We start from the raw sequence: 24,641 nt of genomic DNA on the forward strand, positions 1-24,641 counted from the left end.
GTACGGAGGGATCGCGCCGTACACCCGGTCATCTGCCGGATTCGGCCAGGCGCCCCGGGGTCCCAGCGTGCTCACCGCACCTGCACCAGAAGGACCCGCCCGAGCCGCATGGAGACCCGCTGACGATGGCTCTCGGCGAGGGGATCATGGCCTTCAGCCTGTCCGGGATGGTCGCCCCTGTGGCCTGGGCGGTGCTGGGTGGACTGCTCTACTGCGTCACCGCCACCACCAGCCAACCGGCAGGCACCTCCATGCACGATGCGCTCACCTGCGGCTACACCGTCGGGAGGATCGCCGTGGGCGGCTGCCGCCGGCGCGTCCGATCTGGTCATGCGCCCGCCGGCCACCGACCAGCTGCGGGCCGTCCTGCCCGGCGGCCACGACCTGGACGTACGCCACTGCGCGACGGTCGCGGACCTGACCCGGCAGCCGTTCACCATGTGGACGGCCGGAGGTGAGCCGCTCATCATGACACTCGTGCGGGAGGCGGGCGCACCATCCTGCTCGCCCTCCCCGCCGACCCGCTCCCGGCGGCCATCGCCTTCCTCCAACATGCGCTTGAAGGGATATGCGGCGACCTGTGAAAGGCGCCTTGGATGACGAGTCGATTGACAGATTCCGCGCCCGCCACCGCCCTATTAGCGTTTCGTCCCGGATATGGATGGACCTGAGGAGTGGTGATGCGCGCGATCCGGCAGCGGGAATGGGGCGGGACCGAGTCGTTCGAGCTGGTCGATCTGCCGGTGCCGAAGCCGGCGCCGACCGAGGTGCTGGTGAAGGTGGCCGCGGCGAGCATCAACCCGGTCGATGTCTACACCTCGCGTGGACAGGCCTACAACATGGTGCTGAGCCTGCCGTTCGTCAACGGCTGGGACGTGGCCGGGGTGGTCACCGAGGTGGGATACGGGGTGACCAGGTTCAAGCGCGGTGACCGGGTGTTCGGTATGCCGTGGTTTCCCAGGGAGGCGGGCGCGTACGCCGAGTACGTGACCGCGCCGTCCAGGCACCTGGCCCTGATGCCGGAGACGATGTCGTTCACGGAGGCGGCGGCGCTGCCGTTGGCCGGGCTGACCGCCTGGCAGATGATCGTGGACGCGGCCGAGGTCGGGCCGGGTGCGCGGGTGCTGGTGTCGGCGGCCGCGGGTGGCGTCGGTCACCTGGCCGTGCAGGTGGCCAAGGCCCGCGGCGCGTACGTGATCGGCACCGCCAGCCCGGCCAAGCACGAGTTCGTCCGGGGGTTGGGCGCGGATGAGGCCATCGACTACACCAGCGTCGACCTCCCCGAGGTGGTCAGCGGTGTGGACGCGGTGATCCAGATGTTCGGCGGCGACGCGGCGATACGCGCGCTGGAGTGCCTGCGTCCCGGTGGTGTCCTGGTCAACGCACAGGGCGCCTGGACGCCGGGGATGACCGAGCGAGCGGCCGAACTCGGCGTGCGGGCCACCTGGTACCTCGTCGAGCCGGACGCCGACGGCCTGGAGCGCCTTGCCGACCTGCACCAGAGCGGTCAGCTCGCAGTACACGTCTCCCAGGAGTTCCCGCTCGCCGCGGTCGCCGACGCACACGACCTGGTGGCGAAGGGGCGTACGGTCGGCAAGGTCGTCCTTACGGTCGCGGACCCCGGCGACGCGCCGGCCTGAGTGTGACTCCGTGGTGTTCGGCACGACAACTCGCCGGTCCAGATCGTCGACGAGCCGTCGCACGAGGTCGTTCTCCGGCGCGCACCGTCCCACGCTGACCAAGTCGTGCTGATCGAAGGGGTTGGCTGCGGCCCCCGCGCCATCGACGCGAACGCGACGTCGGCGTGGTCAAGGGACGCGGGAGCCGCCACTGACGTCGTAGGTGGCTCCGGTGATGCCGGTGTCGATGGAGTTGCGTGCGGCGTTGCGTGCGAACCGGGCGGGTAGGTCGGGGGTGGCGAGGAAGGCCCTGCCGTAGGAGACCAGGTCGGCGTACCCGGAGTAGAGAACGGCCGAACCGGCCTCCTTACTCGCCGGCCCGAGTTCTCCCGCGGTATCGGGCTGAACGAGCTGGTGCGGATGATCGTCGATCTGGGCGCGCACAGTGCGCTGAACCTGGACGGCGGAGGCTCGACGACGCTCATCGCGCGACCCCGGTCAGGAGGACGCCGAACTCGTCAACCGGCCGTCCGACGCCGCGGGCACTCGTCCGGTGCCCACCGGGCCGGCGATGTTCCTTCCCGAGGGCAACGGCAGGGCCACGGGCTTCTGGGTGGGCACGGCGACAGAACGAGACCGGTTCCCGGGGCCCGGATCCGGCCGCGTCATGGCGTACTGAGCGAGTCTTCCCCCGGGCGTGGCGGACGCATTCGATGACACGTCGAACCGGGACTTCTGGAGCCTGCACGCGATCGGAACCGTCTCATCCACCCCGGACGGCCACGACGGCAACGGGCTGAAGCTGGACTACGACTTCACTCAAAGATCTGCATGAAGGCGGAAGGACATGTCCACCGGACGCGCCTTGAGGTCGTCGACCGCAACGGGACCTTGCACACGATCGAGCCCGCATTCATCACCGAAGCGGGCAACCTGAGGAGGCGTCGCCGGTCCCGTGGTGACCCGGTTGGGGAGAAGGAGTATGTCCGGGCGAAGACCTTGCGCTGGATCGCCGACCACAGCAACGTCGAGGGCCACTCCGGGAACGTGCGCGGCGCCGTCAAGGACGCCGACGTCTTCGTCGGGGTGTCCGCGCCGGGCATCCTGACCGGCGACGACATCGCCACGATGGCCAAGGACCCGGTGGTGTTCGCGTCGGCCGACCCGGAGCCCGAGGTGTCGCCGGACGAGGCGCGCGAGCACGCGGCCGTGGTGGCCACGGGGCCCGCGGCACCGGCCATCCAGGCCTGGCTCAGGGCGCGGAGAGGAAGAGAGGCAACACAACATCATCCACAATTCCGACGATCAACTCGTCGGACACCGGCGCAGCCCCGAAGAGGAAGTGCTGGTGTATCAGTGCGTGTCCAACCTCCAGCCTGCTCGATCTGATCGCCTCGCAGGCGACCTCGCCCCGTTCCGCGGCCTTCCGCACCACCGCTTCCATGACCCCCCTTCCGAGGCCGTGAACCAAGCTGCGAGCGTCCCTCATATGCTGCGAATCACTCGGCGCCTCGCTGAGCAGACCCCGCATCCCCTTGCCTGCCGGCCCGGAGAGCACATCGGCCATCTCAAGCTGGACAGCATCTGGCTGGCCAAGCTGACCGAGAAGGGGTTGTTGCGTCCTTCGTTCGTGCCGCCGGCCGAGATCCGGGTGCTGCGCGACTACACCCGCCTGCGCACCGACCTGACCCGGGAACGGACCCGGTACTGGTCACGGCTGGAGAAGCTGCTGGAGGACTCGCTGATCATGGTGTCGGCGGTGGCCAGCAGCCTGGACACCGCCTCGGCGCGGGACATGATCGAGGCGTTGATCGCCGGCGAACGCGACCCGCGGGCGCTAGCCGAGCTGGCGCGCGGGCGGATGAAGCGCAAGCACGCCACGCTGATGGAGGCGCTGACCGGCCGGTTCGACGACCATCATGCCGAACTGGCGCGACTGCTGCTGGACCAGATCGACGCCTTCACCGGGCAGATCGACAAGCTCACGGCCCGGATCGATCAGTTACTGGCCGACCTGCCCGGCTGCGGGGACGACTCGGGAAAGGGAGAGGGTGGCTCCGGTGGGTGTGACTGCGCCGGGGCCGACTGCGCTCATCGCCACCTCGCGCGGATCGTCCGCTCCGCGGTGGAGCGTCTGGACGAGATCCCCGGAATCGGCCCCCTCGCCGCCCAGGTGATCATCGCCGAAGTGGGTGTGGACATGAGCCGGTTTCCCACTGCCGATCACCTGGTGTCCTGGGCCAAACTCTCGCCACGGACCCTCCAGTCCGGCGCTAAGAACGGCGCGGGCAGGGTCGGCAAGGGCAACCCGTACCTGAAAGGCGTCCTCGGCCAGGCCGCTGCGGTAGCCGCCCGCACAGATTCCTTCCTCGGCGAGCGTTACCGCCGCATCGTCAAACGCCGCGGCAAGCTCCGAGCCTTGGTTGCGGTCGCCCGCTCGCTGCTGGTCATTGTCTGGCATCTCCTCGTCGACCCGTATGCGACCTTCCACGACCTGAAATCGGACTACTACCTCAACCGGCTGGACACCGGCAAGAAGATCCGCAACCACGTCCGCCAGCTCGAAGCCCTCGGGCTCACCGTCACCTTGACCCAAGCCGCCTGATCCATACCGATCACACCAGCCCCGACGCACCGTCGTCCGCCGGGGTTCGCTGCCGCGCCCTGGCACAGGTGGCTATTTTCCGGTCAGAGTTGTCCGGCCCGGTCACCGCGTGCGACTCTCGGCGCCGGCCGGACGCGGTTACGGTCGGGACGACAAGGAATGAGTCGCACGCGCTCCGGAGCGATGACCAGCGCCGATGCGTTTGCCGCAACCGCAAAGCACACCGCCCGTACGAGGCCGGCGTGCCAGACTAATCCTGCGCTTCGGCAACGCTGCGCTGCGTCGATGCCATGCCGCCAGGCTAGGGTCCAAGCCGAGGGGCGGCGCGGCCATCAGGTTTCCGGGGCGAGCGGCGGCCCGGTCAGATCCAGACGCCGGTCAGGCCCCAAGTGCTTCCTTCTCGGGGAGTAGTTGATCAGGCTGTGCACGAGCGGCAGGGCACCGCCGAAGGTAGCCCCTCCGGCGAGCAGGGACAGCGGTAGCGGGATCTCACCCCAGATGCGGCTCGTAGAGAGATTCGGTACGGGATCCGAACGCAGGCGACACGACCGTTCCCGGTGCCGGATCACGCGTCTTCACGATCACGAACGCGCCGACGGCGCCCGCCGCCACGGCCTCCAAGGCGTGCGCGCCGGTCACAGGCGGCTGACGAATCGGGATCAGCCGTCGGAAGCCGTGGCGGCGATGGATTCGACGTCGTCCATCCATCGCCGATAATGATCCTTGATCACGGCGAAGCGCTCGCCGTGCTTTTCCAGCATGTCTTTCTGAAAAGCCGTTTCCACCCGGGCCAGGGCCGAGACCAGCCCGGTCTCCTTCTTGCACTGTACGTCGGCGACGGCCGCGGCGATCTCATCACGTGTGGAGCGCCCGGACTTCCACCATCGAGCATCGCCGGCGCTCGCCCAAGGATCGTCGTAGCGGAATCCCCGGCTGTTCATGCAGAGGCTCCATCTGCGCAACAGTGGTTTCACGTCCGCGTGATTCTTGGCGAACTCCAAGGATTCCCCAGAAAGGCGCCAGACGAACGCCTTGTCCGAGCTGTCGTTATATCTTCCGATCCTTATCCAGGCCTCTTTCACGCATCCGCTATTGCCATCCGGGCCATGGGCCGCCGCGCTTTGGGAAGCGGAAAGACCTTTGTTGCGAAGCGCCTCACGGCGGTTGTTCTCCACCACCACCGGATCATCCGCCATATGGTATCCGATCCGCCTGGCGACCTCCTCTTCGATGACTCCGTACCGCCGACGGTGATTGGCGTCCTGCACAGGATACGGTGGAAGTGTGGCCCAGCCAAGATGCTTGCCCAGCATGCATCTCTCCGTCAGAACCTCGGCCGCATGACTCAGCTTGGCCATGTCCCGCGCACCGATCCCGTAGTCATCGAACGGCAAGCGCATACGCCGGACCTCGGCACTCGGAGCGATGCCGCTGACCTCGCCGACGGACATACGCTCGACCGGAGCGCCCTGACTACCACAGCCCAGGACGACGAACACCAAACAGACGCCCATTCCAGACCGTAGCCGCATGCCATCCATCTTTCCGGGGCGGGCGGGCCCGCCTTCTCAAGCAGAGGGAGAAGGCGGGCCCGGCCGGTCTCAGCAGTGGGTCGACTGCACGTAGAACGAGGACGCTTTGTTGTCCCAGTCCCAAAGGTTGATGCGCTCGTTGACGAAGACGGGATAGTGGCCCCCGGTTCCTCCGGGTCCGTCATAGAGGACCCAGTCCTTGCACGTGGCGTTGGTAACTGAGCTCGTCCTGTTGTCGACGTTATAGCCGTTGGTGTATTGGTTGTTGCTCAGGTCACTGTCGCCGGACTCGAAGCAGGCCCTGCCGGACGTGAAGTTGAAGGCCTGGTAGAGGCACAGGCTGCCGGCGGATGCGGCGCTGGTGTCGTTGTCGGCGGACGCGGTTCCGGGGATTCCGGCGATGGCGGTGCCGGCGAGGAGAACGGCGATCGTGAGTTTCTTCATGTGTCTTCCTTGCTGGGGTTCGTCACCCTGGAGGGTGGGTGGGGGTAGGAGACGAGGACCTGTGCGGGCATGCTCACGCTCGCTGGGCGGTGGGAGCTCCGCCTGCGCTGGAAGGAAACTCTAGGTAGGAAGATCGTTCGCAGAATCTGTACTTTGACCAGTCTTCGCTGGAGATCAGACCCACACGACCCGCGCCACCCTTCAGGAGTGTGATCCCGGACACCGCGTGCCATGGAGGGTGCCCGGAGTGCGGGGTGCCGGACGTGCGGTCCGTACGCCTCATCCATCTTCCGCCCGCATCAGACGGTCGGGCCGACTTCGGCACTCTGGCCGGGGGCGCACCGCGGCGCGATACCGGAGGGCGTCGATCTCACCGTAGCTTCCTACCTCAGGGCGTGAAATGGCCAGTGAGATAGTGGAAGGTCCGAGCCGATCGGACTGACGGGGCCCCTCAAAGCTTCGCGGATCTCCTCGCCGGGACTCTGGAACAGGGCTACCGCCGAGCCATGATCGTATCTCTCGCCCGGCGTGTGACAGCGCTCCTGCCCGGCGCCAGGATCAACTGGTTCACCGCGAGTGTGTCCGTGCTGGCGATGGCCTCCTGGCCCTACCTCGCCGATCTGGTGCTCGTGCTCGTGGCGCCCGGCCAGGCCTTCGAGAACGGATGGAGCACCCTGTTCACCCGAGCCGCGCAACGGTTCCCCCTGCAGCCGCCCTGTCGTCGTGTCCCACAGGCTCACGGTTCCGCTGCGGGCCAGGGCAAGGAGGGAGCCGTCCCGGGTGAAGGCGACTGTCCTGCGGCCGGATACGCGCTCCAGCGGTGGGCCGAGGATGCCGCCGCGGTCGGCGTTCCACACCCTGATCCACCCGTCCGCACCGAAGATCGCCGCGACGCGACCGCCCGCGCCCAGGACCGCGCTGCTGCCGCGCGCGACCTGGCGGGGCGCCGAGGCGGGTCGGTACGGCGGCCGGGCGGAAAGCTTCTGCACGTGGACGACGCCCTGGTCCGTGCTGCTCAGCACCGTGGCCGCACCGCTGGGAGCGCTACTGATCGCCAGATGGGTGACCGGCCTGCCCCGGCCGTGGAGGGTCGCGCGCAGGCCGCTCGTCCAGGCGCTGCGCATGCCGTACCGAGTCTCGTCGCTCGGGCTGATCCGCGACGCGGTCGCCGCCAGCAGCGCGGCGGTGGCGGGGTCGCTCTGGCGCAGGCGAGTGCTCTCCGACATCACCAGCGACGACAGGGTCTCCAGGCGGCGCGTTTCCGCGGTTCTCCCCTGAACCACGGCGACCGCCGCCACCGCGACGATGACGGCCATCACGATCCTGGCCAGCGCCTTCCTGCGTGCCGCCGCGCGCTGGGAGCGGGCGACGAAGGCGTGGCCGGGCTCGGGCAGGGGCGGATACCGCAACGGGTCCCGCTCCCACCGGGAGCGCGAGGCGGTGACGGCCGCCAGGCGGGTCCCGGTGTAGAGGAACGAACGATCGCGGCCGTTGCGCTGCCAGATGTCGACATCTTCGCGGAGCCGGTCGTACAGAATGCGGTGGTCCTGGTCGGCGGCGAGCCACCCGGCCAAACGGGGCCAGCAGCGCAGCAGCGCCTCGTGGGCGATGCTGATGGAGCCCGGCCCGGCGACGAGCAGGCGCCGCTCGACGAAGGCGCGTAGCACCTCGTCGACGTCCTGCCGCCCGTCCGCCCGGAGTTCGACCAGGCCGGCGGGGCGGCGCACCGCCTGACCGCCCGGCGTGATGAGGGTGAGCCGGTGGAAGATCGGCTGTACCAGCGCTTGCTGCCGGTCGGTCAGGCCGTGGTAGGCGGCTTCGGCGCTGGCCTGGACGGCGCCGGCGACGCCGCCGGCCGCGCTGTAGCCGCGGATGGTGAGCCGGTCGTCGTCCCGGTTGTGCCAGGTGGTCAGCAGGGACTGGGAGAGCAGCGGCAGCGTGCCCGGTTCGATCGTCTGCCCCGCCGTCCGCAGGTCGCCGACGACGAGCTCGGTCAGGCCGTCGTCGAGCCGGAGTCCGGCGAACGCGGCGGGCCCGATGATCGCCTGCCGTAACTCGCTGTCACTCATCGCGCCGAGGAGGTAGGGCCCGGCGCGCAGGACGTCGGTGAGTTGAGGGAAGGCCGCGCAGTGGTCCCAGTGGTCGCCGCGCACGACGATGATGACCAGCGCCGCGGGCGGTGGGCCGCCGGGGCGGGAGCGGGCGGCCTCGCGTAACGCGGTGAGGAACGCCTTGGTGTCCGGGCCGGTGTCTCCCGGCGGGAGGGTGAAGATCTCCTCGAACTGGTCGACGATCAGCACCAGGCGGTGACGGTGCGCGTCGTGCCGTCCGGAGACGGCCGCGCGGGCCAGCACGGCCTGGCGGAAGAGCGCGGGCGCGCGTTCGGGATGTTCGGCGAGCCGCCGCCGGGTCTCCCACGGGTCCGCGCCGCCGATGAGGGCCGCGAGCTGGGTGGCCAGCGCGGTCAGGGGGTCGGAGGTGGGGGTCATGACGGCATAGGGCCAGCGGGTGCTGTCCGGATGTCCGGGCAACGGATGTCTGCCCAGATGCGGGAGGACTCCGGCGCGCATCAGCGAGGTCTTGCCGGCTCCCGACGGACCGGTCACGACGACCATGCCGTGGGTGTCGAGGCGTTCGCCCAGCAGTGCCGCCAGTTCGGCGGTGGCCTGCTCGCGGCCGTGGAACAGCTCGCCGTCGTCCTCGCCGAACGGCGTCAACCCCCGGTAGGGCGCTCCGGTGAAGCGCTCGCCCGGTGCCCGCTCCTGGTCGTGGTAATGGTGGTGATGCTGCTCGAGCACGCCGATGACGGTCTCGTGGAAGGTGCCGCCGCGGAAGTCCACGTGGTTGCCGCCGTAGCGGGGCTCCGGCTCCGTTTCGCGCGGGCGCTCGGCGACCGGTTCCGAGCGGTTCTCGCCGCCTTCTCCGCGGCTGGTACGGCGGCGTCCAGGCCGATGATCGCGACGATCGCGCACAGACCCACGACCACGCCGCCCGCCAGCGCGATCAAGACCCTTCGCAGCAGCGCCATAAGCGCATGGTGAATCAGATGCCCGGCGTTTTCCACCTGCCCTGGCGACTTTGAGGAGTCGTGCGAGGGCACAACGGCTCCGGACCACGTGGCCGGTGGCCGAAACCGGCCGGTGCGGCGGTCCCGCCGGACCGGCGGGCATCGGGCCATGGCTCACCGGTGTCGCCGTTCGGGGTCCACGATGGCGGTGCCGAGGGCGGTGCGTCCGTAGCGGACCTGGTGCCCGGTCCGGCGGGCGGTGAGGAGCCCGGCGTGGCGCAGGACCTTGAGGTGTCCGGACACGGTGGCCGGGCTGAGGTTCAGGCGGCGGGCCAGGGTGCTGGTGGTCAGCGGTTCGTCGAGTTCGGCGAGGATCGCGGCGCGACTGCGTCCGAGCAGGGCCGTCAGCGTGCCTGGCGGTGCCGGTGGGCGGGTGACGAGGTTGGCTGTGCCGCGTGCCGGATAGATGAGCGTGGGCTGCCACGGACGGTCGTACTGTACGCTCGGCGGCTGGCCGAACAGGCTCGGCACGAGGAGCAGGCCACGGCCGGCGAGGTCGAGCGTCTCACGGCCCGGCCCGGCGATCTCCAGGGTTCCGCCGGCCCATCTGACCCCGGGGTGCAGATCGGTGAGCATCGACTGGAACCCGCCACGGGCGAGGCCGGTGGCCCGGTAGGCGATGTCCGCTTCGAGGATGTCGCGCATGCGTGGCCAGTGCGGGGCGAGCAGCCGGTTCCAGACGTGACGCATCAAGGCGGTCAGGTGGGCCAGGGCCGCCGCCGGGTCGCCGAGCATCCTGGCGGAGACGGCGGCCGGCATGCCCGATCTGGCGAGTTCGGCGGCGACGACGCCGAGGGGCAGGCCACGGAGCCGGCCGAACTCGTCCTCGGGATCCGGCAGCGGCCCGGTGGGCGGCGGGGACAGGAAGTCGGGAGCGTAGCCCCTGGCCGGCAGCAGATCCGGCAGCACACCGAGGTCGACGGCCGCCGCCCGCTCGGCGATGGCCCGCAGCCATGGGAGAGGACGCGCCGCGCGCGGGGCGTGCCATCGGACCGCGCGTACCACCGAGATGGTCTCCCACAGGGGTGCCACCGCGAATCGGCTGCGGAGCAGGTCGGCTTCGCCGAAACGCAGGCGGATCATCGCTTCTCCTGTGCCATGCCAGGGGGAAGATTCGGGCATTCCCAAATCTTTTGCCGACCAGCCTCCCCGCTGCGGATAGTCGGCGGCAAGGCATTGTGACCAGGTGAGGAGTGGGCGATGCGGGACCGGCTGGACAGGTACGCCGAGGTGGTCCTCGACGCGGGACTGGAATTCAGGGGCGGGCAGATCCTCGCGATCGACGCCCTGGCCGCGCACGCGCCGCTGGTGCACGCGCTGACCGAGCACGCCTACCGCCGGGGTGCCGGTTACGTGGACGTGTGGTATTTCGAGCCCGAGGCCAAGGCATCCCGGGTCCGCCACGCGGAGCGGCGATCCCTGGTGTGGACGCCGCCGTGGCTCGACCGCCGGTACGAAGATCTCGCCGCCGCCGGTGGTGCGCTGATCAGCATCAGAGGCGACCCCGACCCCGGCCTGCTGTCCGGGCTCGACGGCGACCGCGCGGGCCTGGACCGGATGCCCGCGCTGGCCTCCCGGATCAAGGCACAGATCGACACGCGGGTGGCCTGGACGGTCGTCTGCTATCCGACCGCCGAGTGGGCGCGTCTCGTGTTCGGCGAGCCCGACGTCGAACGGCTGTGGCGGGACATTGAGCACTTCATGCGGCTCGACCGGCCCGATCCCGTGGCGGCCTGGCGTGACCGGATGGCGGAGCTGCGCCGGCACGCCGACCGGTTGAGCCGGCTGGACCTGGATTCCCTCCACTTCGCGGGGCCGGGCACGGACCTGACCATCGGGCTGATCCCGGGAGCCTTGTGGCTGACCTCGGAACAGACCGGGCGTACCGGACAGCTCAACATCGTGAACCTGCCGACCGAGGAGGTGTACACGACCCCGGACCGCACCCGCGCCGAAGGCGTGGTGACCAGTACGCGCCCGCTGGAGCTCGGCGGGGTCGTCGTTGAGGATCTGCGGCTGACGTTCGCCGCCGGCCGGATCGTCGAGGTGCGGGCGAGCCGTGGAGCGGACGCGGTCAGGTCGCAGCTCGCCGTCGACGACGGGGCGCTGAGCCTGGGAGAGGTGGCCCTCGTGGACCGTAGCTCGCCGATCGGGCGGACCGGCCGTACCTACCTTGAGTCCCTCCTGGACGAGAACGCCACCTGCCACCTCGCGTGGGGCACCGGAATACCCAACGTCATCCCCGGCTGGCTGGAGCGCACCTCCGGCCAGCTCCGCGACCTGGGCGTCAACCAGGCGCCCCTGCACACCGACTTCATGGTCGGCGGCCCGGACGTCACCGTCACCGCCCGGCGCCGCGACGGGACCGAGGTCGATATCCTGCACGGCGAGACCTGGCAGCCGGACGGTGCCGGGGAGGGGCGGCGATGAGCGCCGGACGTACGAGGCTGGACGTCGCCTTCGTGCTCGTCCACGACGGCCGCGAGCACCGGCTCGTCCGCGACGGCTCCGTCATCTACGAGGGCGACACGATCACCTACGCGGGGCCGCGCACCGACACGGCGGCCGACGTCGAGGAGCACCTGCCGCACGCCCTGCTGTCTCCCGGGTTCATCTCGCTGCACAACCACCTGTCGTTCGGGTCGATCGACCGGTCACTGCGCGAGGACCGCCGCTCCGAGCACTTCTACGGCTCCACTCTGTTCGAGTACGTCCTTCCGATGATGCACGCCGTGACGCCCGAACTCAGCGCCCTCACCACCAGGCTGTCCATCGCCGAGCTCCTCCGCTCGGGCGTGACCACCTGCGTCGACGTCACCGACACGCCCGACGTCACTGTGGCGGCCGCCGGCGAGAGCGGGTTGCGTACGTACGTCGGTGAAGCCTTCACCTCCCACCGGAGGGTCATCCACGACGGTCACCGCATCGGCTACGAACGCCACCGGCACGCCGACGACGAGCGGAGCGCCGCTCAAGCCGTCGCCTCCGCCCTCCGCGTGAACGGCCGCTTCGCCGGGCTCGTCAACGGAATGGTCGCACCCGGCGCCGTGGACACCTGCTCCCCGTCGCTGCTCGCCGAGACCGCCCGCGCCGCCCGCGAGGCGGGCCTGCTCCTGACCACGCACTGCGGCCAGTCACGGCTGGAGTTCCACGACATCATCGCCCGCTACGGGTGCACACCGGTTCAACTGCTCGACAGGGCGGGGTTCCTCGGCCGCGACGTCATCCTCGCGCACTGCGTGTTCATCGACTCCCACAGCGCGACCAGATCGTCCCCGTCCGGCCGCGACCTCGACCTGCTCGGCCGGTCCGCGACCACGGTCGCGCACTGCCCGACCCAGTTCGCCAGGACCGGGGTCCTGCTGGAGGACTTCGGCCGCTATCTCGCGGCCGGCGTCACCATGGCACTGTCGACGGACGCGGCGCCGCAGTGCATGCTCACGGAGATGCGCCTGGGCGCCATCCTGGCCAAGAACGCCGCCGGAAACACCGGGGCGGTCGGCGCCCGCGAGCTCTTTCACGCCGCGACGATCGGCGGCGCCCAGGCGCTGGGCCGCGGCGACCTGGGCCGCGTCTCCCGCGGCGCCAAGGCCGACCTCGTCATCTTCCGTACCGACACTCCCGGCCTGACCCCGCTGCGCGACCCTGTCAAGAGCATCGTCTACCACGCCGGCCCGCAGGACGTCACGCGCGTCGTGGTCAACGGGCGTACCGTCGCGCGGGACGGTACGATCGCGAACCTCGACACCCCGGCACTCGCCCGGCGCGTCCAGACCGCCTGCGAACAGCAGGTCTGGCCCGGCCTCACGGGCCCCGCCGCCGACGCGCCCGGCTCTGACGACGCCCGCCGCTTCCTGCGGGAGAAGAGCCCGAACACGCGCTTCGTGCCACCCGGCCACGCCGTGCACGACGCCGGCGACATCACCAACGTCCACACGATGACCAGCCCGTACCGCTCCGAATACAGCCCCCGCGCCCGGTTGATGGCCGAGGTCGGCCTGCGGGTGAACGAGGCTCGCAGTCTGGACCCGGCCGACGTCAAATGGGAGTTGGGCAGGTTCGGCAAACTCCACGTCCGCCTCGGCAAGGGCACACGCGGCTCTGGCCCGCGGGAGGGGCTCTCGTCGGTCTGTCTGCCGCACCGACCCGACCACCCGCGCCATCCTGCACGGCCTCCGCCACCGCTGATCGGACAGGGCCCCGGCCGGTGGACGGCCAGGGCCCCGCGTGGTCACCGTTACGAGGTCAGGCCGTACGCCCTGATGATCGTCTGGACCACCGAGTCGTCGCCGGAACCGGCCGAGACGCGCAGCGAGGCGAAGTCACCCGCGGCCGGGTTGTTCACCGACGCGGACCACTGCCCATCGATGTAGACGAGGCGGGTGGTCCGCCACGTCGCGCCGTCGTCTAACGACACCTCCACCTTGGGCCGGAGGTCGTCCACCGGACCGCCGGGCCTCTCGACGCGGATCGGGATCGAGGTGGACGTGCCGCGCTTGGCCCCGGTTCAGCTCATCGAGATCCTGCGGGTGCAGACGCACGTGCAGCAGCGGCAGCACCGACACGTCCGCCGTCGTACGGGACCGGAAGGTCCACTTGGCGTCCACCTTGGTGGAGAGCGTGGCGTAGGGCACCTGCCGCTGCCCCGACATCGTCAGCGTGTACGCCGCCTCCGCGCCGGGGACGTCGGTACCCAGCTCGCAGTAGCCCATGACCGGCGCGGAGCAGTGCTCCCTCGCGTGCTCCTGGCCGTCCTTGGCCAGGGCGATCGAGTACGCGGCGTTCTCCTCCTTGGCGAACCACCCTGGTCGGGGGTCGTCGAACAGCGCGTCCGCCAGGAAGAACAGCCTGTCCTCGGCCCGGTACGAGTTTCCGGTCGCGGCCGGGCCGATGACGGACGGCTGCCAGTCCTCGGTGTCGGAGCTTTCGGTCAGCTCCTTCAGCGGCGACCTGACGCGGTACACGAAACCGGCTTGGTCGAACTCCAGCGACGACCGCCAGCGGATCCCCTCGCCGCCGGTGCGGTAGCGGGTGAGCGTGCCCGGTACGCGCACCGGTGAGAGGAATCGGAGGGACCCCCCGGTCCCGGTGCTCTCATACCCCTGAGCCTCGGTGCCCGCGCCGCGATAGTTCTCCGTGCTCATAGGAGGAGTCATAGGTGTCGGACGCGCCGGTAAGCCGGAACGGCCCGCCGTCCGGCGCCTTGATCACGACCTCCTCCGTGTGGTCGGACACCTGCACGGTGAGCACGAAATCGAACTCGTAGCAGGCCTTCTCGCCACGGAACGTCATGCTGAACGTCACCCGCTCATCGCGCTTGAGATCCACCTGGTGCTCCGCGAAGTACGAGGCATCGGGCTTGCCCTTGGGCGCGAACCTCGGAACCGGACGGTCGAGATCGGCGCCCAGCTCGACCGTCTCGACCGGCCCGCCCCGGGGGATATTCAGCCGCGCGCCCCTGGACACGGGCAGCCGGGCCAGGACCCGCGGGCGCATGTCGACGATGCGCGCGCTGCCACGCGAGCCGACCAGCACGACCACGACCCGCGTGCCGCCGATCGGGGCCAGACGGTAGCGTGCCAGCAACGCGTCATGCTCACGGGACGGGGTGCCCAGCAGCAGCGCCCGGTCCGCCGGATCGCTCACGGCCTTCCCGAGCGCGAGGTCGAGGTTGGTGACGTCCACGGCCACGTGACCGACCGTGACCGGCCTGTCATCGCCGGCGAGGCCGATGGTGTCGGAGCCGCGCGCGTTGAACCAGTCGGTGAGCACCACCCCGCCCGCCGTGACCAGCACGGCGCTCAGGATGCCCGCCAGCCTCGTCAGCATCCCCCTGCCACGGCCGGGCCGGGCCGGCTCGGCCTCCTTCTCCCCGCTCTCCTTCTTCTGGCCCGGCTCCTCCTGCCGCCGGGCCGCCGCCGTGCGAACGGCCTTCTTGCGCTTGTCCCGCCGAGCCCTCGCCATACGGACGACACTCAGCGATCGACCGGCTCCACGTCAATGCCCGAAGGCGTGATCTTCACCTTGCACCCGCGCCGCCTACTTCTTCCACCAGGACACCCGCGGCAGGGTGTCCTTGAGCAGGGCACACGCCTCGGGAAAGACGTAGGGGGTGTCACCGTTGGTCCGGCACCAGGTCCAGCCCAGCGGCATCGGGCCGACGGCGCCGGCCCAGTCCTGCTGGTGGAGGCGGCACAGGTCCGAGCCGCCCGTGCGAGAGTGAGCGGGGCATGGGCAAGGCGGAGTTCGTGGTCACCGCCCGCCTGCTGGATCCGAGGGTCGCGACGGTGGAGATCGTCTGCCAGATCTGCGTGAAGCGGCCCGCCGCACACGGTGAGCGGCGCTGGCGCTCTACGCCGGAGCCCGGGACGGTGGCCGGCACGCCCACGCGCTCCACGTGCTCGGCATCACTCCTGCCGGAATAGATCGGATCGTTGCGTTCATGGATTCTGGCGTCTTCTCCTGGTTCGGCCTGCCACAGATCGACCCACGCCGGCACGAGCGCGTGGGGCCGGCACCAGCGTGATCGCGATCGCTCCCAGCAGCGCACTGCCGGAGAAGAGATAGAAGTTCCACTGGTACGGCAGGCCGCCCCCGATGAGCAGACCCACCGCCAGCGGCCCGGCGATGGCACCGGTGCGGCCGATGCCGAGTGACCACCCGAGCGCGCTCGCGCGCCTTTGAGGGGCGAAGTAGACCCCGATGAAGCTGTTGACGAGCACCTGGGTGGAGACGGCGGCCGAGCCGGCCACGGCCAGCAGCAGATACAGCACCGGGGTGCTCGACGGGATGCTGAGGAGGAAGAGCGAGCAGGCGGCGGTGAGGAAGGAGCCGATGGCGACCATGCGGTAGCCGATCCGGTCTCCCATCATGGCGATCAGCCACGAGCCGAGCACGCCACCGATGCTGAGCACCAGCAGCGCCCCGACCGCCGAGCCGAGCTCGTAGCCGGCGTCGCGCATGATGCCCGGCAGCCAGGTGCCCAGCCCGTACCACGTGAGCAGGGCCAGGAACGTGGCGATCCAGAAGCAGAGCGAGGCGGCGAGGTCGCGCCCGCGGAACAGTGAGGTGGCCGGGCCTGGTTCCGGTGCCGCCTCCGGCACGGGGAGGCCGAACCTGGCGGCGATGGCCGCGGCCTCATCGGGGCGGCCGCGGTTCACCAGGTAGTGCATGGACTCCGGCAGGTAACGCCAGGCCAGCGGGACGATCAGGACGAGCGGGGCGGCGCCGATCCAGAAGAGCACGCGCCAGCCCGGCGAGGGCAGCAGAGGCAGGGACAGCAGGGCGGCGAGCACGCCGCCGAGCGGGATGCCGGAGATGGCCAGGGCGTAGACGAGCACGCGGTGGCGGGGTGGCGCGTACTCCATGAGCAGGGCCGACGCGGTCGGCAGCAGCCCGCCCAGGCCCAGCCCGGCCAGGAAGCGTGCCGCGCCCAGCGCTTCGGGGGAGCCGGCCAGCGCGCTTGCGATCATGCAGAGCGAGAACCAGACGAGGCAGCCCAGCAGCGGCAGGCGGCGGCCGGCGCGGTCGCTGAGCAGCCCGGTCGCGATGGCGCCGATGAGCATCCCGAGGAAGGTCAGCGCGCCGATGACGCTGAGGCCCTCGGCGCCGATGTCCCATCCCGGTTCGCCGGCGAGGGTCGGCAGTACGCTGCCGTAGACGATCAGGTCGAAGCCGTCGGCGACGACGGCCATCCAGCACAGCACGGTGACCAGGACGGTGGCCTTGCCGGTTCCTTTGTGGTGTTCGGTCTGCTGGGGGGCGGAGACGGAGGCACGACGCATCAGAGGCTCCTTGCTCGGCGATCGTGGTCGTGACTGTGAACGATCGTGACCGGTGCCGGCCGTGATCGGTGCTGGTCATGACCTGTGCTGGTCGTGACCGGCGTGGCTGGTGGGCAGGGCAGAGCAGGGGAGAGCGCGGTCGCCGGGGCAGGGCGCCGGCCGCCCGCCCGCCGGTGGGCGGCCGGCGCGGTGACGTGCCAGAACGTCGGCTAGCGGACGGCGAGGGTCATTTCGCCCAGGCCGGTGATGGTGACCTGGAGGGAGTCGCCGGGGTGGATGGGGCCGACGCCGGGCGGGGCGCCGGTCATGATGACGTCTCCGGGTTCGAGGGTCATGACGCTGGAGGCGTAGGCGATGATCCGGGAGATCGGGGTGAGCATGTCGGCGGTGTTCACCCGCTGGCGTACGGTGTCGCCGATCCGCAGTTCGATGTCGAGCCGCTGCGGGTCGCCCACCTCGTCGGCCGTGGTGAGCCACGGGCCGAGCGGGGTGAAGGTGTCGTGGCTCTTGCGGCGGGAGCGGTCGCCCTGCCCGCGTTCGGTGATGTCGAGGCCGATGAGATAGCCGAGCACGTGCGCCGCCGCGTCCGCCTCGGCGATGTCCCGGCCGCCGCGGCCGATGACCAGGCTGAGCTCGCTCTCGTGATGGATCTCCCGCCCCGCGGCCGGCGCGGCCGTGGGCAGGCGCACCTCGTCGGCCGGGCCGCTGACGGAGGTCGGCGCCTTGAGGAAGACGTCGAAGTCGAGCAGCCACGCGCCCGCGCCGGCGGTCTGCTCCGGCGCCACCACCTCACGCATCTCGGCGACGTGGGCGCCGTAGTTGGACGCGCAGGCGATGATCTTCCCGGGGTTGAGCATCGGCGCACGCAGCTTGACGGCCGTGAGCGGGCGCGGCGGCGCCGCCCGCGCCGCCGCCGACAACCGCTCGCGCAGTGAGGGGAAGTCCCGGCACAGCCGGATCCACCAGCCCGCCCCCAGTGGGTCGCGGTCGGCCGCTCCGGGCACGGCGTCGGTGACGTCATGGACGTTCGCCTTGACGGCGTCGACCACGCCGAGGCGGTGGTCGTCGAACACTGCCAGCTTCATCGTCGTACCAGCCCGGTCATGAGGGGGAGTAGCGGTCGAGGGCGTCTGGGTTCCAGCGCAGGCCGTGCCCGGGGCGGCTGGGCGGGGCGACGGAGCCGCCCGCCGGTGTGAGGGTCTCCAGTAGCAGGTCGTCGAGGAGCGGGAAGTGCTCGACGTACGTGGCCGTCTTGGTCGCGGCGGCGAGGTGCACGTGCAGCTCCGGCAGGAAGTGAGGGCTGACCGCCACGCTCGACGCCTCGGCGAGCACCGCGATCCGGTTCCATGCGGTGATGCCCCCTGCCAGGGGCGCGTCGGGCATGAGAATCGACGCGGCGCCCTGGTCGAGGTACTGCTTGAACGCGTGCGGCCCCTGTAGGTGCTCGCCTGCGGCGATCGGGATCGGGCAGCGGGCGGCCAGCAGCGCGTGCCCGGCGACGTCGTGGGAGGGCAGGGGCTCCTCCAGCCAGGAGACGTCGAGGTCATCGAGCCGCCGCCCGAGCCGCTGGGCCTGCGCCAGGTCCAGCCGCTCGTTGCAGTCGACCATGATCCGCACAGCGGGTCCGACCGCTTCGCGCACCGCCGCGACCCGGGCGACGTCGCGTTCGAGGCCGAGCGCGCCCGCCCGCAGCTTGATCGCGTCGTACCCCTCGCCGGCGTACGCCAGGGCTCCGGCCACCAGCTCCTCATCGGTCATCTGGTGGGTGGCCCGGCCGCTGCCGTAGATGGGGACGCTCTCCCGGTGGGCACCGAGGAAGCGGTAGAGGGGCAGCCCGGCGGCACGGGCCCGCAGGTCCCAGACGGCGATGTCCAGGGCCGACAGCGCGGCCGTGGCGACACCCCCGCCGAGCCGGTGCGTGGCGGCCCGCAGTTCGTGCCAGTGGCGGTCCCACGTGAGCGGGTCGGCCCCGACGACCCGCGGCCCGTAGAGGTCGTCGAGGATCGCGCGGGCGGCCTCGATGCCGCCGGTGAGCGCGTACGTGAAGCCGGTGCCCGTCTCGCCCTCGACGTCGTGCACGGTGACGTGCAGCACCTGGAGGCTCGTCGCTCCCGAGCCGCCGCGCGCGGCGCCCAGCGGCACCACGGCCAGCCGGGTCGCCACCCTGTCGATCTTCACGGCGTCGATCTTCATGGCCGCCCCTCCCTTCTGGGCAACCCCAGGAGCACCCAGCCCTCGCGCTCCCTGACGGGGTACACCCGTGCGGGCTGGCCTGGCCGGTCTCGCCGGGCGCCGGTCTTCAGGTCGTAGAGCCGGACGTGCCAGGGGCACTCCACCACCCCGTCACGGAATTCGCCGTCGCTCAGCGGGGCTCCCATGTGCGGGCAGGCGTCGGCGAGTGCGTGGAAGCCGCCCTCGCCGTGGAAGAGCGCCACCTGTTCGCCGTCGATGTCGACGGCGACGGAGGAGCCGCGGGGCAGCGCGGTGGAGGGCGCCAGGCGGACCCAGTCCAGGTCCGTCATGGCGTCTCTCGCAGATAGTACGAAAGGTACTGCTGCGTGCGGGCCCACGCGGTGGTGGCCGCCACCGGGCGGTACACCTCCGGCCGGAAGTCCTCGTGGAAGGCGTGCCCGGCGCCCGGATAGGTGTAGATCTCGGCGGGCTTGCCGCGCAGGCGCTCGGCGAGTTCGGCCGCGTCGGTGGCGGGCACCAGGTGGTCGGCTTCGCCGAAGTGGCCGAGCACCGGGCAGGCCGCCTTCTCTGCGGTGTCCAGGGGGGAGACCGGCTTGGCGTCGGTGGTGTCGGCGTACCTGAGCATCCCGTAGAAGGTGACGGCGCAGCGCAGGCCGGGCACCTGGGAGGCGGCCAGCAGCGCGTACGTGCCGCCGATGCAGAAGCCCACCGCGCCGACCCGTGTGGCCCCCGTGTGCTCCTCCAGCCAGCGGACGCCCGCCGTCATGTCCTCGATCACCACGGGGTCGCGCAGCGCCGCCACCGCGGCCATGATCTTGTCCAGGCTGCTCAGGTCCGGCGGGGTGCCGCCATGCCTGGCGTAGTAGTCGAGGACGAGGCAGGTGTAGCCCTCCTTGGCGAAGCGGTCCGCTTGGCGCAGGACGTAGTCGTTGACGCCGGCGATGGCGGTGGTCAGGACCACGGCGGGCCGGGCGTCCACGGGGTCCTTCGCCTCGACGAGGACCCCTCCGGCGCCGCCTTCGCTGAGTCGGATGTCACGCCGCATCTCTCAGCCCTCCTCCTGGCCGGCGCCGTCGTGGCGGGTGACGCTCCACGACGGGCTGGTGCCCACGACCATGTGACGGATGTTCTCCTGGCCCAGTGGCTCCTCCCAGAACAGCGTCCGGCTGGCCGCCATCATGGGCATGTCCTGGACGACGTACATGAGAGTGTCCGCGTCGCCCTCCGCGTAGTGCGCGTGATAGGCCCAGGCCGGGCAGGCGAGCGTGTCGCCCTTCTCCCAGTGATACTTGGCCCAGGTGCTGCCCGCGGACTGGACGGCGGTGAAGCCGCTGCCTTCGAGGATGTGGTAGATCGCCACGGAGTTGTGCCGGTGCGGCGGCACCTCCTCGCCGGGGTGGATGAGCTGCCATCCGATGAAGATGAACGGTGAGGCGCCGACCAACTCGCCGGTGTCGGCGTTGACGGTGGTGCAGAACCGCCGCTCGGCCTCGCGCAAGGGCTCCTCGGCGAGCCGGTCGAGCGTCTCGCGCACGTCCTGGAACTTCCAGAACGCGGGCCGGGTGTCCTGCTTGCGCACCACCTTGAAGTAGTCGTCGGCCGTCAGCACCGACGCCGCCTCGCTGGACTCGCGGACCGAGGGCATCGTGGCGAGCAGTGCCTCGTACTCCTCGATGTTGATGGCTCGCCCAGCCACCTGCGAGCCGCCGTTTTCATTGCCTTGAGCGTTGCTTGTCACGTCGCCCACCTCCGGTATTGCTGTGTTTTGACTCACTCTTTAGGTAAGTGTTTACTGAAGTAGGCCACTACATCGTGAGTGCTGTCAAGGCCCGATTTCGCGGCGTCCTGTCCGGCCCGGTGGACCGGAGGCGGTATGTTGTGGAGATCCGTCAAACACGACAACGAGGGGCTCGTGTCACTCCGCTACGCCGCTCTCGCCCTGCTGTCCGCGCAGCCGATGACGGGCTACGAGCTCGTCCGCTACTTCGATGACACCGTCGGGCTCATGTGGACCGCCCAGGACAGCCAGATCTACCCTGAGCTGCGACGCATGGAGGAGGATGGGCTGGTTCGCGCGAAGACGGTCCCTCGCGGCGAACGTGCGGCCAAGCGGCTCTACAAGATCACCGCACGCGGCCGGACCGCGCTGCGGGCCTGGGTGAGCACACCGATTCCCTATCCGCCGCAGCGCGACGTCCACCGGCTCCAGATCACCTACGCGGAGCTGGGCGAGCTGTCAGCCGCCCGCTCCCTGCTCACCGCGCACCTTGAGCACTACACGCTGCGCCGCCACCAGTGGAGCACGCTGCTCGACACGATCAGGCAGGCCCGCTTCCCGCTGCTGCGAAACCGGCTGGACACCAGCCCTCCGGAGATGCACGGCCGGATCCTGGCCTTCAAGGAGCTGGCACTCGAGGGCCAGGTGGCGCACGCGGACAACGAGATCGCCTGGGCGCGCCGCGGCCTGACCCTGGTCGACGAGCTGGAGGCCGCCGACGCGCCTGACCAGCAGGCGACCGAGGTGGAAGACGCCCCCGGCCGGAAGGTGATCGCGACCGGCGGTGAGGACGAGCCCCAGGGCGGTTCTCGCGGCTGAGCCCGCATGATCCGGGCGGTCGGCCCCGCTCGTCGATGGTCCTCGGTGGCCCGGTCAGCCGGCGGTGCTCGGGGCGACCTCCGCCTCGATGTGGGAGCGGGCCCGTCGCAGTTGCCGGATCGTCTGTTCGAGGCCCGGCCCGACCAGGCTGGTGGGGCCGTGGGTGGTGATGGTCACCGCGCCGAGCGGCTCGCCCGATCGGCTCCTGATGGGGATGCCGACCGCCGTGATCGTCTTGTCGCACTCGCCTTTGGAGACCGACCACCCGGTGCGCCGGACCCATGCGATGCCGGTCATGAGCCGGTCGAACTCCGCCGCCGGGATCGTGACCGCCCCTTCTCCCGCGAGGTAGAGGCGCTCCAGCACCGGGTCCGGCAGCATCGAGAGCATCGCCTTTCCCCCGGCGGTCCTGTGCGCGGGCAGCACCGAGCCCCGCCAGTCGAACGTGCTGCCGGGCACGATGGCGCTGGCCAGCACTCGGATGTCGTGCTCGACGCGAATCGCCAGGTTCGTCGAGTTGCCCACGAGCCTGCCCAGGCGGGCCATGTGCGGGGCCGCGGCCTGCCGCAGTGAGCGGCTCCAGGCCAGATTGGCGGCCACCGCCGACATCGCCGGGCCGGGAATGTAGGCGTGTGTCTCGTCCTGGGCGAGGAAGTCGCGGTAGACCAGCGCCTGCAGCAGGCGATGCGCGCTGGAGGGCGCGATCCCAAGCTCGGCGGCGGCGTCCAGCACTCTGATCCTGCCCTCGTCTCGGACGAGCTGGAGGAGCCGTAGGCCGCGGTCGAGCGCGTTGGTCGGGTAGACAGGAGGGGTTTTCGCTGATGAAGCCACGTGTGTCCTCCTACCGGCAGCCGGCCGACAGAGCATCCCCTGTCCTTGCCGGGCGCATCGGCGAACGTTATATCCGCGACGGCGGGCGGTCAATGCCGATGACTCAAAATCCGATTCTGCCATGCCGAATTCCTCCGCCAGGAGCCGGCCTCGGCCCTACCGTCATGCCCGATTCCGACATATCGGTCCGCTTGATCAGGAAGGTGAGCATGGTGGGGCTCGGCCGCATCGAACCAGAGACATGTGGGCAGCGTGCGAGTCTGCTGAGGGGATTCTCGCTGGAGATGACGGGCAAGGACGTCCACGCCTTGGAGGAGGCCACCGGCCTGCTGCCGCATGGGACCCGCGTCAATGTGACCTATCTCGGCAACGAGGACCTGGCGATGCGGGTGACCGCGGCGCGGGCCGTGCTGCAGCACGCCTTCACCCCCGTTCCGCACATTTCGGCGCGCCGCCTGCCGTCGGCGCCGGCCTTGGAGGCGTACCTGTCCGCGCTGGCCGAGGCCGGCGCGGCCGAGGAGGTCTGTGTCGTCGGCGGTGACCCGGCAGAACCGGCGGGCCCGTACGAGGACGCGCTCGCGGTCATCCGCGGCGGGCTGCTCGCCAAGCACGGCGTCCGGCACGTGAGCGTCGCCGCCTACCCCGAAGGCCACCCGCGGATATCGGACCGCCTGTTGTGGCGCGCGCTGGAGGACAAGCATCGCGTGCTCGGGCAGCAGGGCGTCGGCATGACCGCGATCACCCAGTTCGGCTTCGACCCGGCGCCCGTGCTGGACTGGCTGGAGCAGGCCCGTGACCGGGGCATCGACTGCCCCGTCAGGGTCGGCGTCCCCGGCCCCGCCGGGGTCAAGCGCTTGCTGCGGTACGCGCGCCGCTTCGGAGTCACGTCGTCGGCGGGCGTCGCCCAGAAGTACGGATTCTCTCTGGCGAACCTGCTGGGCACGGCCGGGCCCGGCCGCTTCGTGCGGGCCCTTGCCGACCGGCTCGACCCGGCCCGCCACGGAGAGGTGCTGCTGCACTTCTACCCGTTCGGCGGACTGCGCGCCACGGCGCTGTGGGTGCGTGACAGCCAGTCGGCGGTGACGCCGTGAGCGCCGATCGCACCTCCCCGCTCCACGACCACGCAAGCCTGGTCGTGTACGGCGACGACAAGCCGGGCATCGTCGCCGCCGTGGCCGGTCTGCTGGCCCGCCACGGGGCCACCATCATTGCGCTCGACCAGCACAGCGACAACCCGGAGGGCGGTGCCTTCTTCCAGCGGACCGTCGTGCACGTCAGGGACCTCGCGGGGGCGATCCCGGCGCTGGAGGACGATCTGGCGGCCACCGTCGGCGGCGAACTGGAGCTCCACTGGCGGCTGCGGGACCTCGACGTGCCGCTGCGCGTCGCCGTCCTGGCCTCCCGGTCGGACCACTGCCTGCTCGACCTCCTGTGGCGGGAGCGGCGCGGCGAACTCCCCGTGACCATCCCCATGGTGATCTCCAACCATTCCGACGTCGCCGACGACGTGCGATTCTTCGGCATCCCGTTCTTCCACGTGCCCTCAGCGGGGAAGGACAAGTCGGCTGTCGAGGACGACATGGTCAAACTGCTCGACGGAAACGTCGATCTGATCGTGCTGGCCCGCTACATGCAGATTCTCACCGGCTCCTTCATCGACCGGGTGGGAGTTCCGATCATCAACATTCACCATTCCTTTCTGCCGGCGTTCATCGGCGCCGGGCCGTACCAGAAGGCGAAAGACCGCGGCGTGAAACTCGTGGGGGCCACGGCACATTACGTGACCGAAGACCTCGACGAGGGGCCGATCATCGAGCAGGACGTGATCCGCGTGTCGCACAAGGACTCGGTCGGCGAGCTCATCAGGCGCGGCGCCGACATCGAACGGCAGGTCCTTTCCCGTGCGGTGCTGTGGCACTGCCAGGACCGCGTGATCCGCCACGACAACCGGACCATCGTCTTCTGACGAC

Annotated in this window: 25 protein-coding genes and 1 pseudogene; 11 read left to right on the plus strand and 15 right to left on the minus strand. The window is 70.4% G+C overall.

The genetic code is table 11. The features are described 5' to 3' along the window. The first annotated feature begins 330 nt into the window (after nt 1-330). Nucleotides 331-600, plus strand: coding sequence for a hypothetical protein (locus ACTWPV_RS48435; RefSeq protein WP_443157018.1), 270 nt, complete (start codon nt 331-333; stop codon nt 598-600). An 80-nt stretch (nt 601-680) separates the two neighbouring features. Beyond that, entirely contained in the window at nt 681-1,640 is a 960-nt protein-coding gene (locus tag ACTWPV_RS48440) for an NADP-dependent oxidoreductase (protein WP_443157019.1), read from the plus strand. A 168-nt stretch (nt 1,641-1,808) separates the two neighbouring features. On the opposite strand, the gene ACTWPV_RS48445 is transcribed toward ACTWPV_RS48440, so the two are convergent. Next, complete coding sequence (locus ACTWPV_RS48445) at nt 1,809-2,063, minus strand: hypothetical protein (RefSeq protein ID WP_443157020.1); 255 nt, start codon at nt 2,061-2,063, stop codon at nt 1,809-1,811. On the opposite strand from ACTWPV_RS48445, the gene ACTWPV_RS48450 reads away from it, so the two are divergent. Then, nucleotides 2,022-2,336 (plus strand): phosphodiester glycosidase family protein, encoded by a 315-nt coding sequence (locus tag ACTWPV_RS48450; RefSeq protein WP_443157048.1) that lies wholly within the window; start codon nt 2,022-2,024, stop codon nt 2,334-2,336. The genes ACTWPV_RS48445 and ACTWPV_RS48450 overlap by 42 nt on opposite strands. A 279-nt stretch (nt 2,337-2,615) precedes the next feature. Further along, nucleotides 2,616-2,843: pseudogene (locus tag ACTWPV_RS48455) on the plus strand (NAD-dependent malic enzyme); the annotation flags it as partial. A 28-nt stretch (nt 2,844-2,871) separates the two neighbouring features. Here ACTWPV_RS48455 and ACTWPV_RS48460 read toward each other — a convergent pair. Next, the gene (locus ACTWPV_RS48460) at nt 2,872-3,186 is read right to left on the minus strand and encodes a TetR-like C-terminal domain-containing protein (RefSeq protein WP_443157021.1); all 315 of its coding nucleotides are present in this window, start codon (nt 3,184-3,186) and stop codon (nt 2,872-2,874) included. Between ACTWPV_RS48460 and ACTWPV_RS48465 the strand changes: the two genes are divergently transcribed. Continuing rightward, nucleotides 3,109-4,224 carry an IS110 family transposase gene (locus tag ACTWPV_RS48465; protein ID WP_443157022.1) on the plus strand — a complete coding sequence of 372 codons (1,116 nt, stop codon included), beginning with the start codon at nt 3,109-3,111 and terminating at the stop codon, nt 4,222-4,224. The genes ACTWPV_RS48460 and ACTWPV_RS48465 overlap by 78 nt on opposite strands. Nucleotides 4,225-4,883: 659 nt before the next feature. Here ACTWPV_RS48465 and ACTWPV_RS48470 read toward each other — a convergent pair. From ACTWPV_RS48470 to ACTWPV_RS48485, 4 genes are all read right to left on the minus strand, one after another. Beyond that, complete coding sequence (locus tag ACTWPV_RS48470) at nt 4,884-5,675, minus strand: hypothetical protein (protein WP_443157023.1); 792 nt, start codon at nt 5,673-5,675, stop codon at nt 4,884-4,886. 150 nt (nt 5,676-5,825) lie between these two features. Beyond that, nucleotides 5,826-6,200, minus strand: coding sequence for a peptidase inhibitor family I36 protein (locus ACTWPV_RS48475; RefSeq protein WP_443157024.1), 375 nt, complete (start codon nt 6,198-6,200; stop codon nt 5,826-5,828). Between the two features lie 383 nt (nt 6,201-6,583). After that, nucleotides 6,584-9,172, minus strand: coding sequence for an nSTAND1 domain-containing NTPase (locus ACTWPV_RS48480; RefSeq protein WP_443157025.1), 2,589 nt, complete (start codon nt 9,170-9,172; stop codon nt 6,584-6,586). A gap of 209 nt (nt 9,173-9,381) precedes the next feature. Further along, a complete protein-coding gene (locus ACTWPV_RS48485; RefSeq protein WP_443157026.1) occupies nt 9,382-10,350 on the minus strand; it encodes a DUF5937 family protein in 969 nt (322 codons plus the stop codon). Between the two features lie 117 nt (nt 10,351-10,467). Here ACTWPV_RS48485 and ACTWPV_RS48490 point away from each other — a divergent pair, with 117 nt between their 5' ends. Beyond that, entirely contained in the window at nt 10,468-11,697 is a 1,230-nt protein-coding gene (locus tag ACTWPV_RS48490; RefSeq protein ID WP_443157027.1) for an aminopeptidase, read from the plus strand. After that, nucleotides 11,694-13,640 (plus strand): amidohydrolase family protein, encoded by a 1,947-nt coding sequence (locus ACTWPV_RS48495; RefSeq protein ID WP_443157028.1) that lies wholly within the window; start codon nt 11,694-11,696, stop codon nt 13,638-13,640. Before ACTWPV_RS48490 ends, ACTWPV_RS48495 begins: the two co-directional genes overlap by 4 nt. Here ACTWPV_RS48495 and ACTWPV_RS48500 read toward each other — a convergent pair. Next, entirely contained in the window at nt 13,590-14,321 is a 732-nt protein-coding gene (locus ACTWPV_RS48500) for a hypothetical protein (RefSeq protein WP_443157029.1), read from the minus strand. The two genes, ACTWPV_RS48495 and ACTWPV_RS48500, sit on opposite strands and share 51 nt — an antisense overlap. Nucleotides 14,322-14,361: 40 nt before the next feature. Further along, nucleotides 14,362-15,231, minus strand: a complete 870-nt coding sequence (locus tag ACTWPV_RS48505) for a hypothetical protein (protein ID WP_443157030.1) — start codon at nt 15,229-15,231, stop codon at nt 14,362-14,364. A gap of 266 nt (nt 15,232-15,497) precedes the next feature. Between ACTWPV_RS48505 and ACTWPV_RS48510 the strand changes: the two genes are divergently transcribed. Further along, nucleotides 15,498-15,692, plus strand: coding sequence for a hypothetical protein (locus tag ACTWPV_RS48510; RefSeq protein ID WP_443157031.1), 195 nt, complete (start codon nt 15,498-15,500; stop codon nt 15,690-15,692). A gap of 15 nt (nt 15,693-15,707) precedes the next feature. On the opposite strand, the gene ACTWPV_RS48515 is transcribed toward ACTWPV_RS48510, so the two are convergent. The 6 genes from ACTWPV_RS48515 to ACTWPV_RS48540 form a co-directional block, all read right to left on the minus strand. Next, entirely contained in the window at nt 15,708-17,051 is a 1,344-nt protein-coding gene (locus ACTWPV_RS48515; RefSeq protein ID WP_443157032.1) for an MFS transporter, read from the minus strand. Between the two features lie 209 nt (nt 17,052-17,260). Beyond that, complete coding sequence (locus tag ACTWPV_RS48520) at nt 17,261-18,136, minus strand: fumarylacetoacetate hydrolase family protein (protein ID WP_443157033.1); 876 nt, start codon at nt 18,134-18,136, stop codon at nt 17,261-17,263. A 16-nt stretch (nt 18,137-18,152) separates the two neighbouring features. Further along, nucleotides 18,153-19,244 (minus strand): mandelate racemase/muconate lactonizing enzyme family protein, encoded by a 1,092-nt coding sequence (locus ACTWPV_RS48525; protein WP_443157034.1) that lies wholly within the window; start codon nt 19,242-19,244, stop codon nt 18,153-18,155. Beyond that, on the minus strand, nt 19,241-19,573 hold the full coding sequence (locus ACTWPV_RS48530) for a Rieske (2Fe-2S) protein (protein ID WP_443157035.1): 333 nt from the start codon (nt 19,571-19,573) through the stop codon (nt 19,241-19,243). The genes ACTWPV_RS48525 and ACTWPV_RS48530 overlap by 4 nt, the downstream gene beginning before the upstream one ends. Then, nucleotides 19,570-20,289 carry a dienelactone hydrolase family protein gene (locus ACTWPV_RS48535; protein ID WP_443157036.1) on the minus strand — a complete coding sequence of 240 codons (720 nt, stop codon included), beginning with the start codon at nt 20,287-20,289 and terminating at the stop codon, nt 19,570-19,572. The genes ACTWPV_RS48530 and ACTWPV_RS48535 overlap by 4 nt, the downstream gene beginning before the upstream one ends. A gap of 3 nt (nt 20,290-20,292) precedes the next feature. Continuing rightward, nucleotides 20,293-20,982, minus strand: coding sequence for a cupin domain-containing protein (locus ACTWPV_RS48540; protein ID WP_443157037.1), 690 nt, complete (start codon nt 20,980-20,982; stop codon nt 20,293-20,295). 135 nt (nt 20,983-21,117) lie between these two features. On the opposite strand from ACTWPV_RS48540, the gene ACTWPV_RS48545 reads away from it, so the two are divergent. After that, entirely contained in the window at nt 21,118-21,840 is a 723-nt protein-coding gene (locus ACTWPV_RS48545) for a helix-turn-helix transcriptional regulator (RefSeq protein ID WP_443157038.1), read from the plus strand. A gap of 54 nt (nt 21,841-21,894) precedes the next feature. Here ACTWPV_RS48545 and ACTWPV_RS48550 read toward each other — a convergent pair whose 3' ends face one another. Continuing rightward, nucleotides 21,895-22,671, minus strand: a complete 777-nt coding sequence (locus tag ACTWPV_RS48550; protein WP_443157039.1) for an IclR family transcriptional regulator — start codon at nt 22,669-22,671, stop codon at nt 21,895-21,897. Between the two features lie 284 nt (nt 22,672-22,955). On the opposite strand from ACTWPV_RS48550, the gene ACTWPV_RS48555 reads away from it, so the two are divergent. Both ACTWPV_RS48555 and purU read left to right on the plus strand, forming a co-directional pair. Beyond that, a complete protein-coding gene (locus ACTWPV_RS48555) occupies nt 22,956-23,762 on the plus strand; it encodes a methylenetetrahydrofolate reductase (RefSeq protein WP_443157040.1) in 807 nt (268 codons plus the stop codon). Continuing rightward, the gene (purU, locus tag ACTWPV_RS48560) at nt 23,759-24,637 is read left to right on the plus strand and encodes a formyltetrahydrofolate deformylase (protein ID WP_443157041.1); all 879 of its coding nucleotides are present in this window, start codon (nt 23,759-23,761) and stop codon (nt 24,635-24,637) included. The genes ACTWPV_RS48555 and purU overlap by 4 nt, the downstream gene beginning before the upstream one ends. Nucleotides 24,638-24,641 lie beyond the last annotated feature (4 nt).

This window comes from Nonomuraea sp. KM88 (assembly GCF_052245635.1).
Taxonomy (GTDB): Bacteria; Actinomycetota; Actinomycetes; order Streptosporangiales; family Streptosporangiaceae; genus Nonomuraea.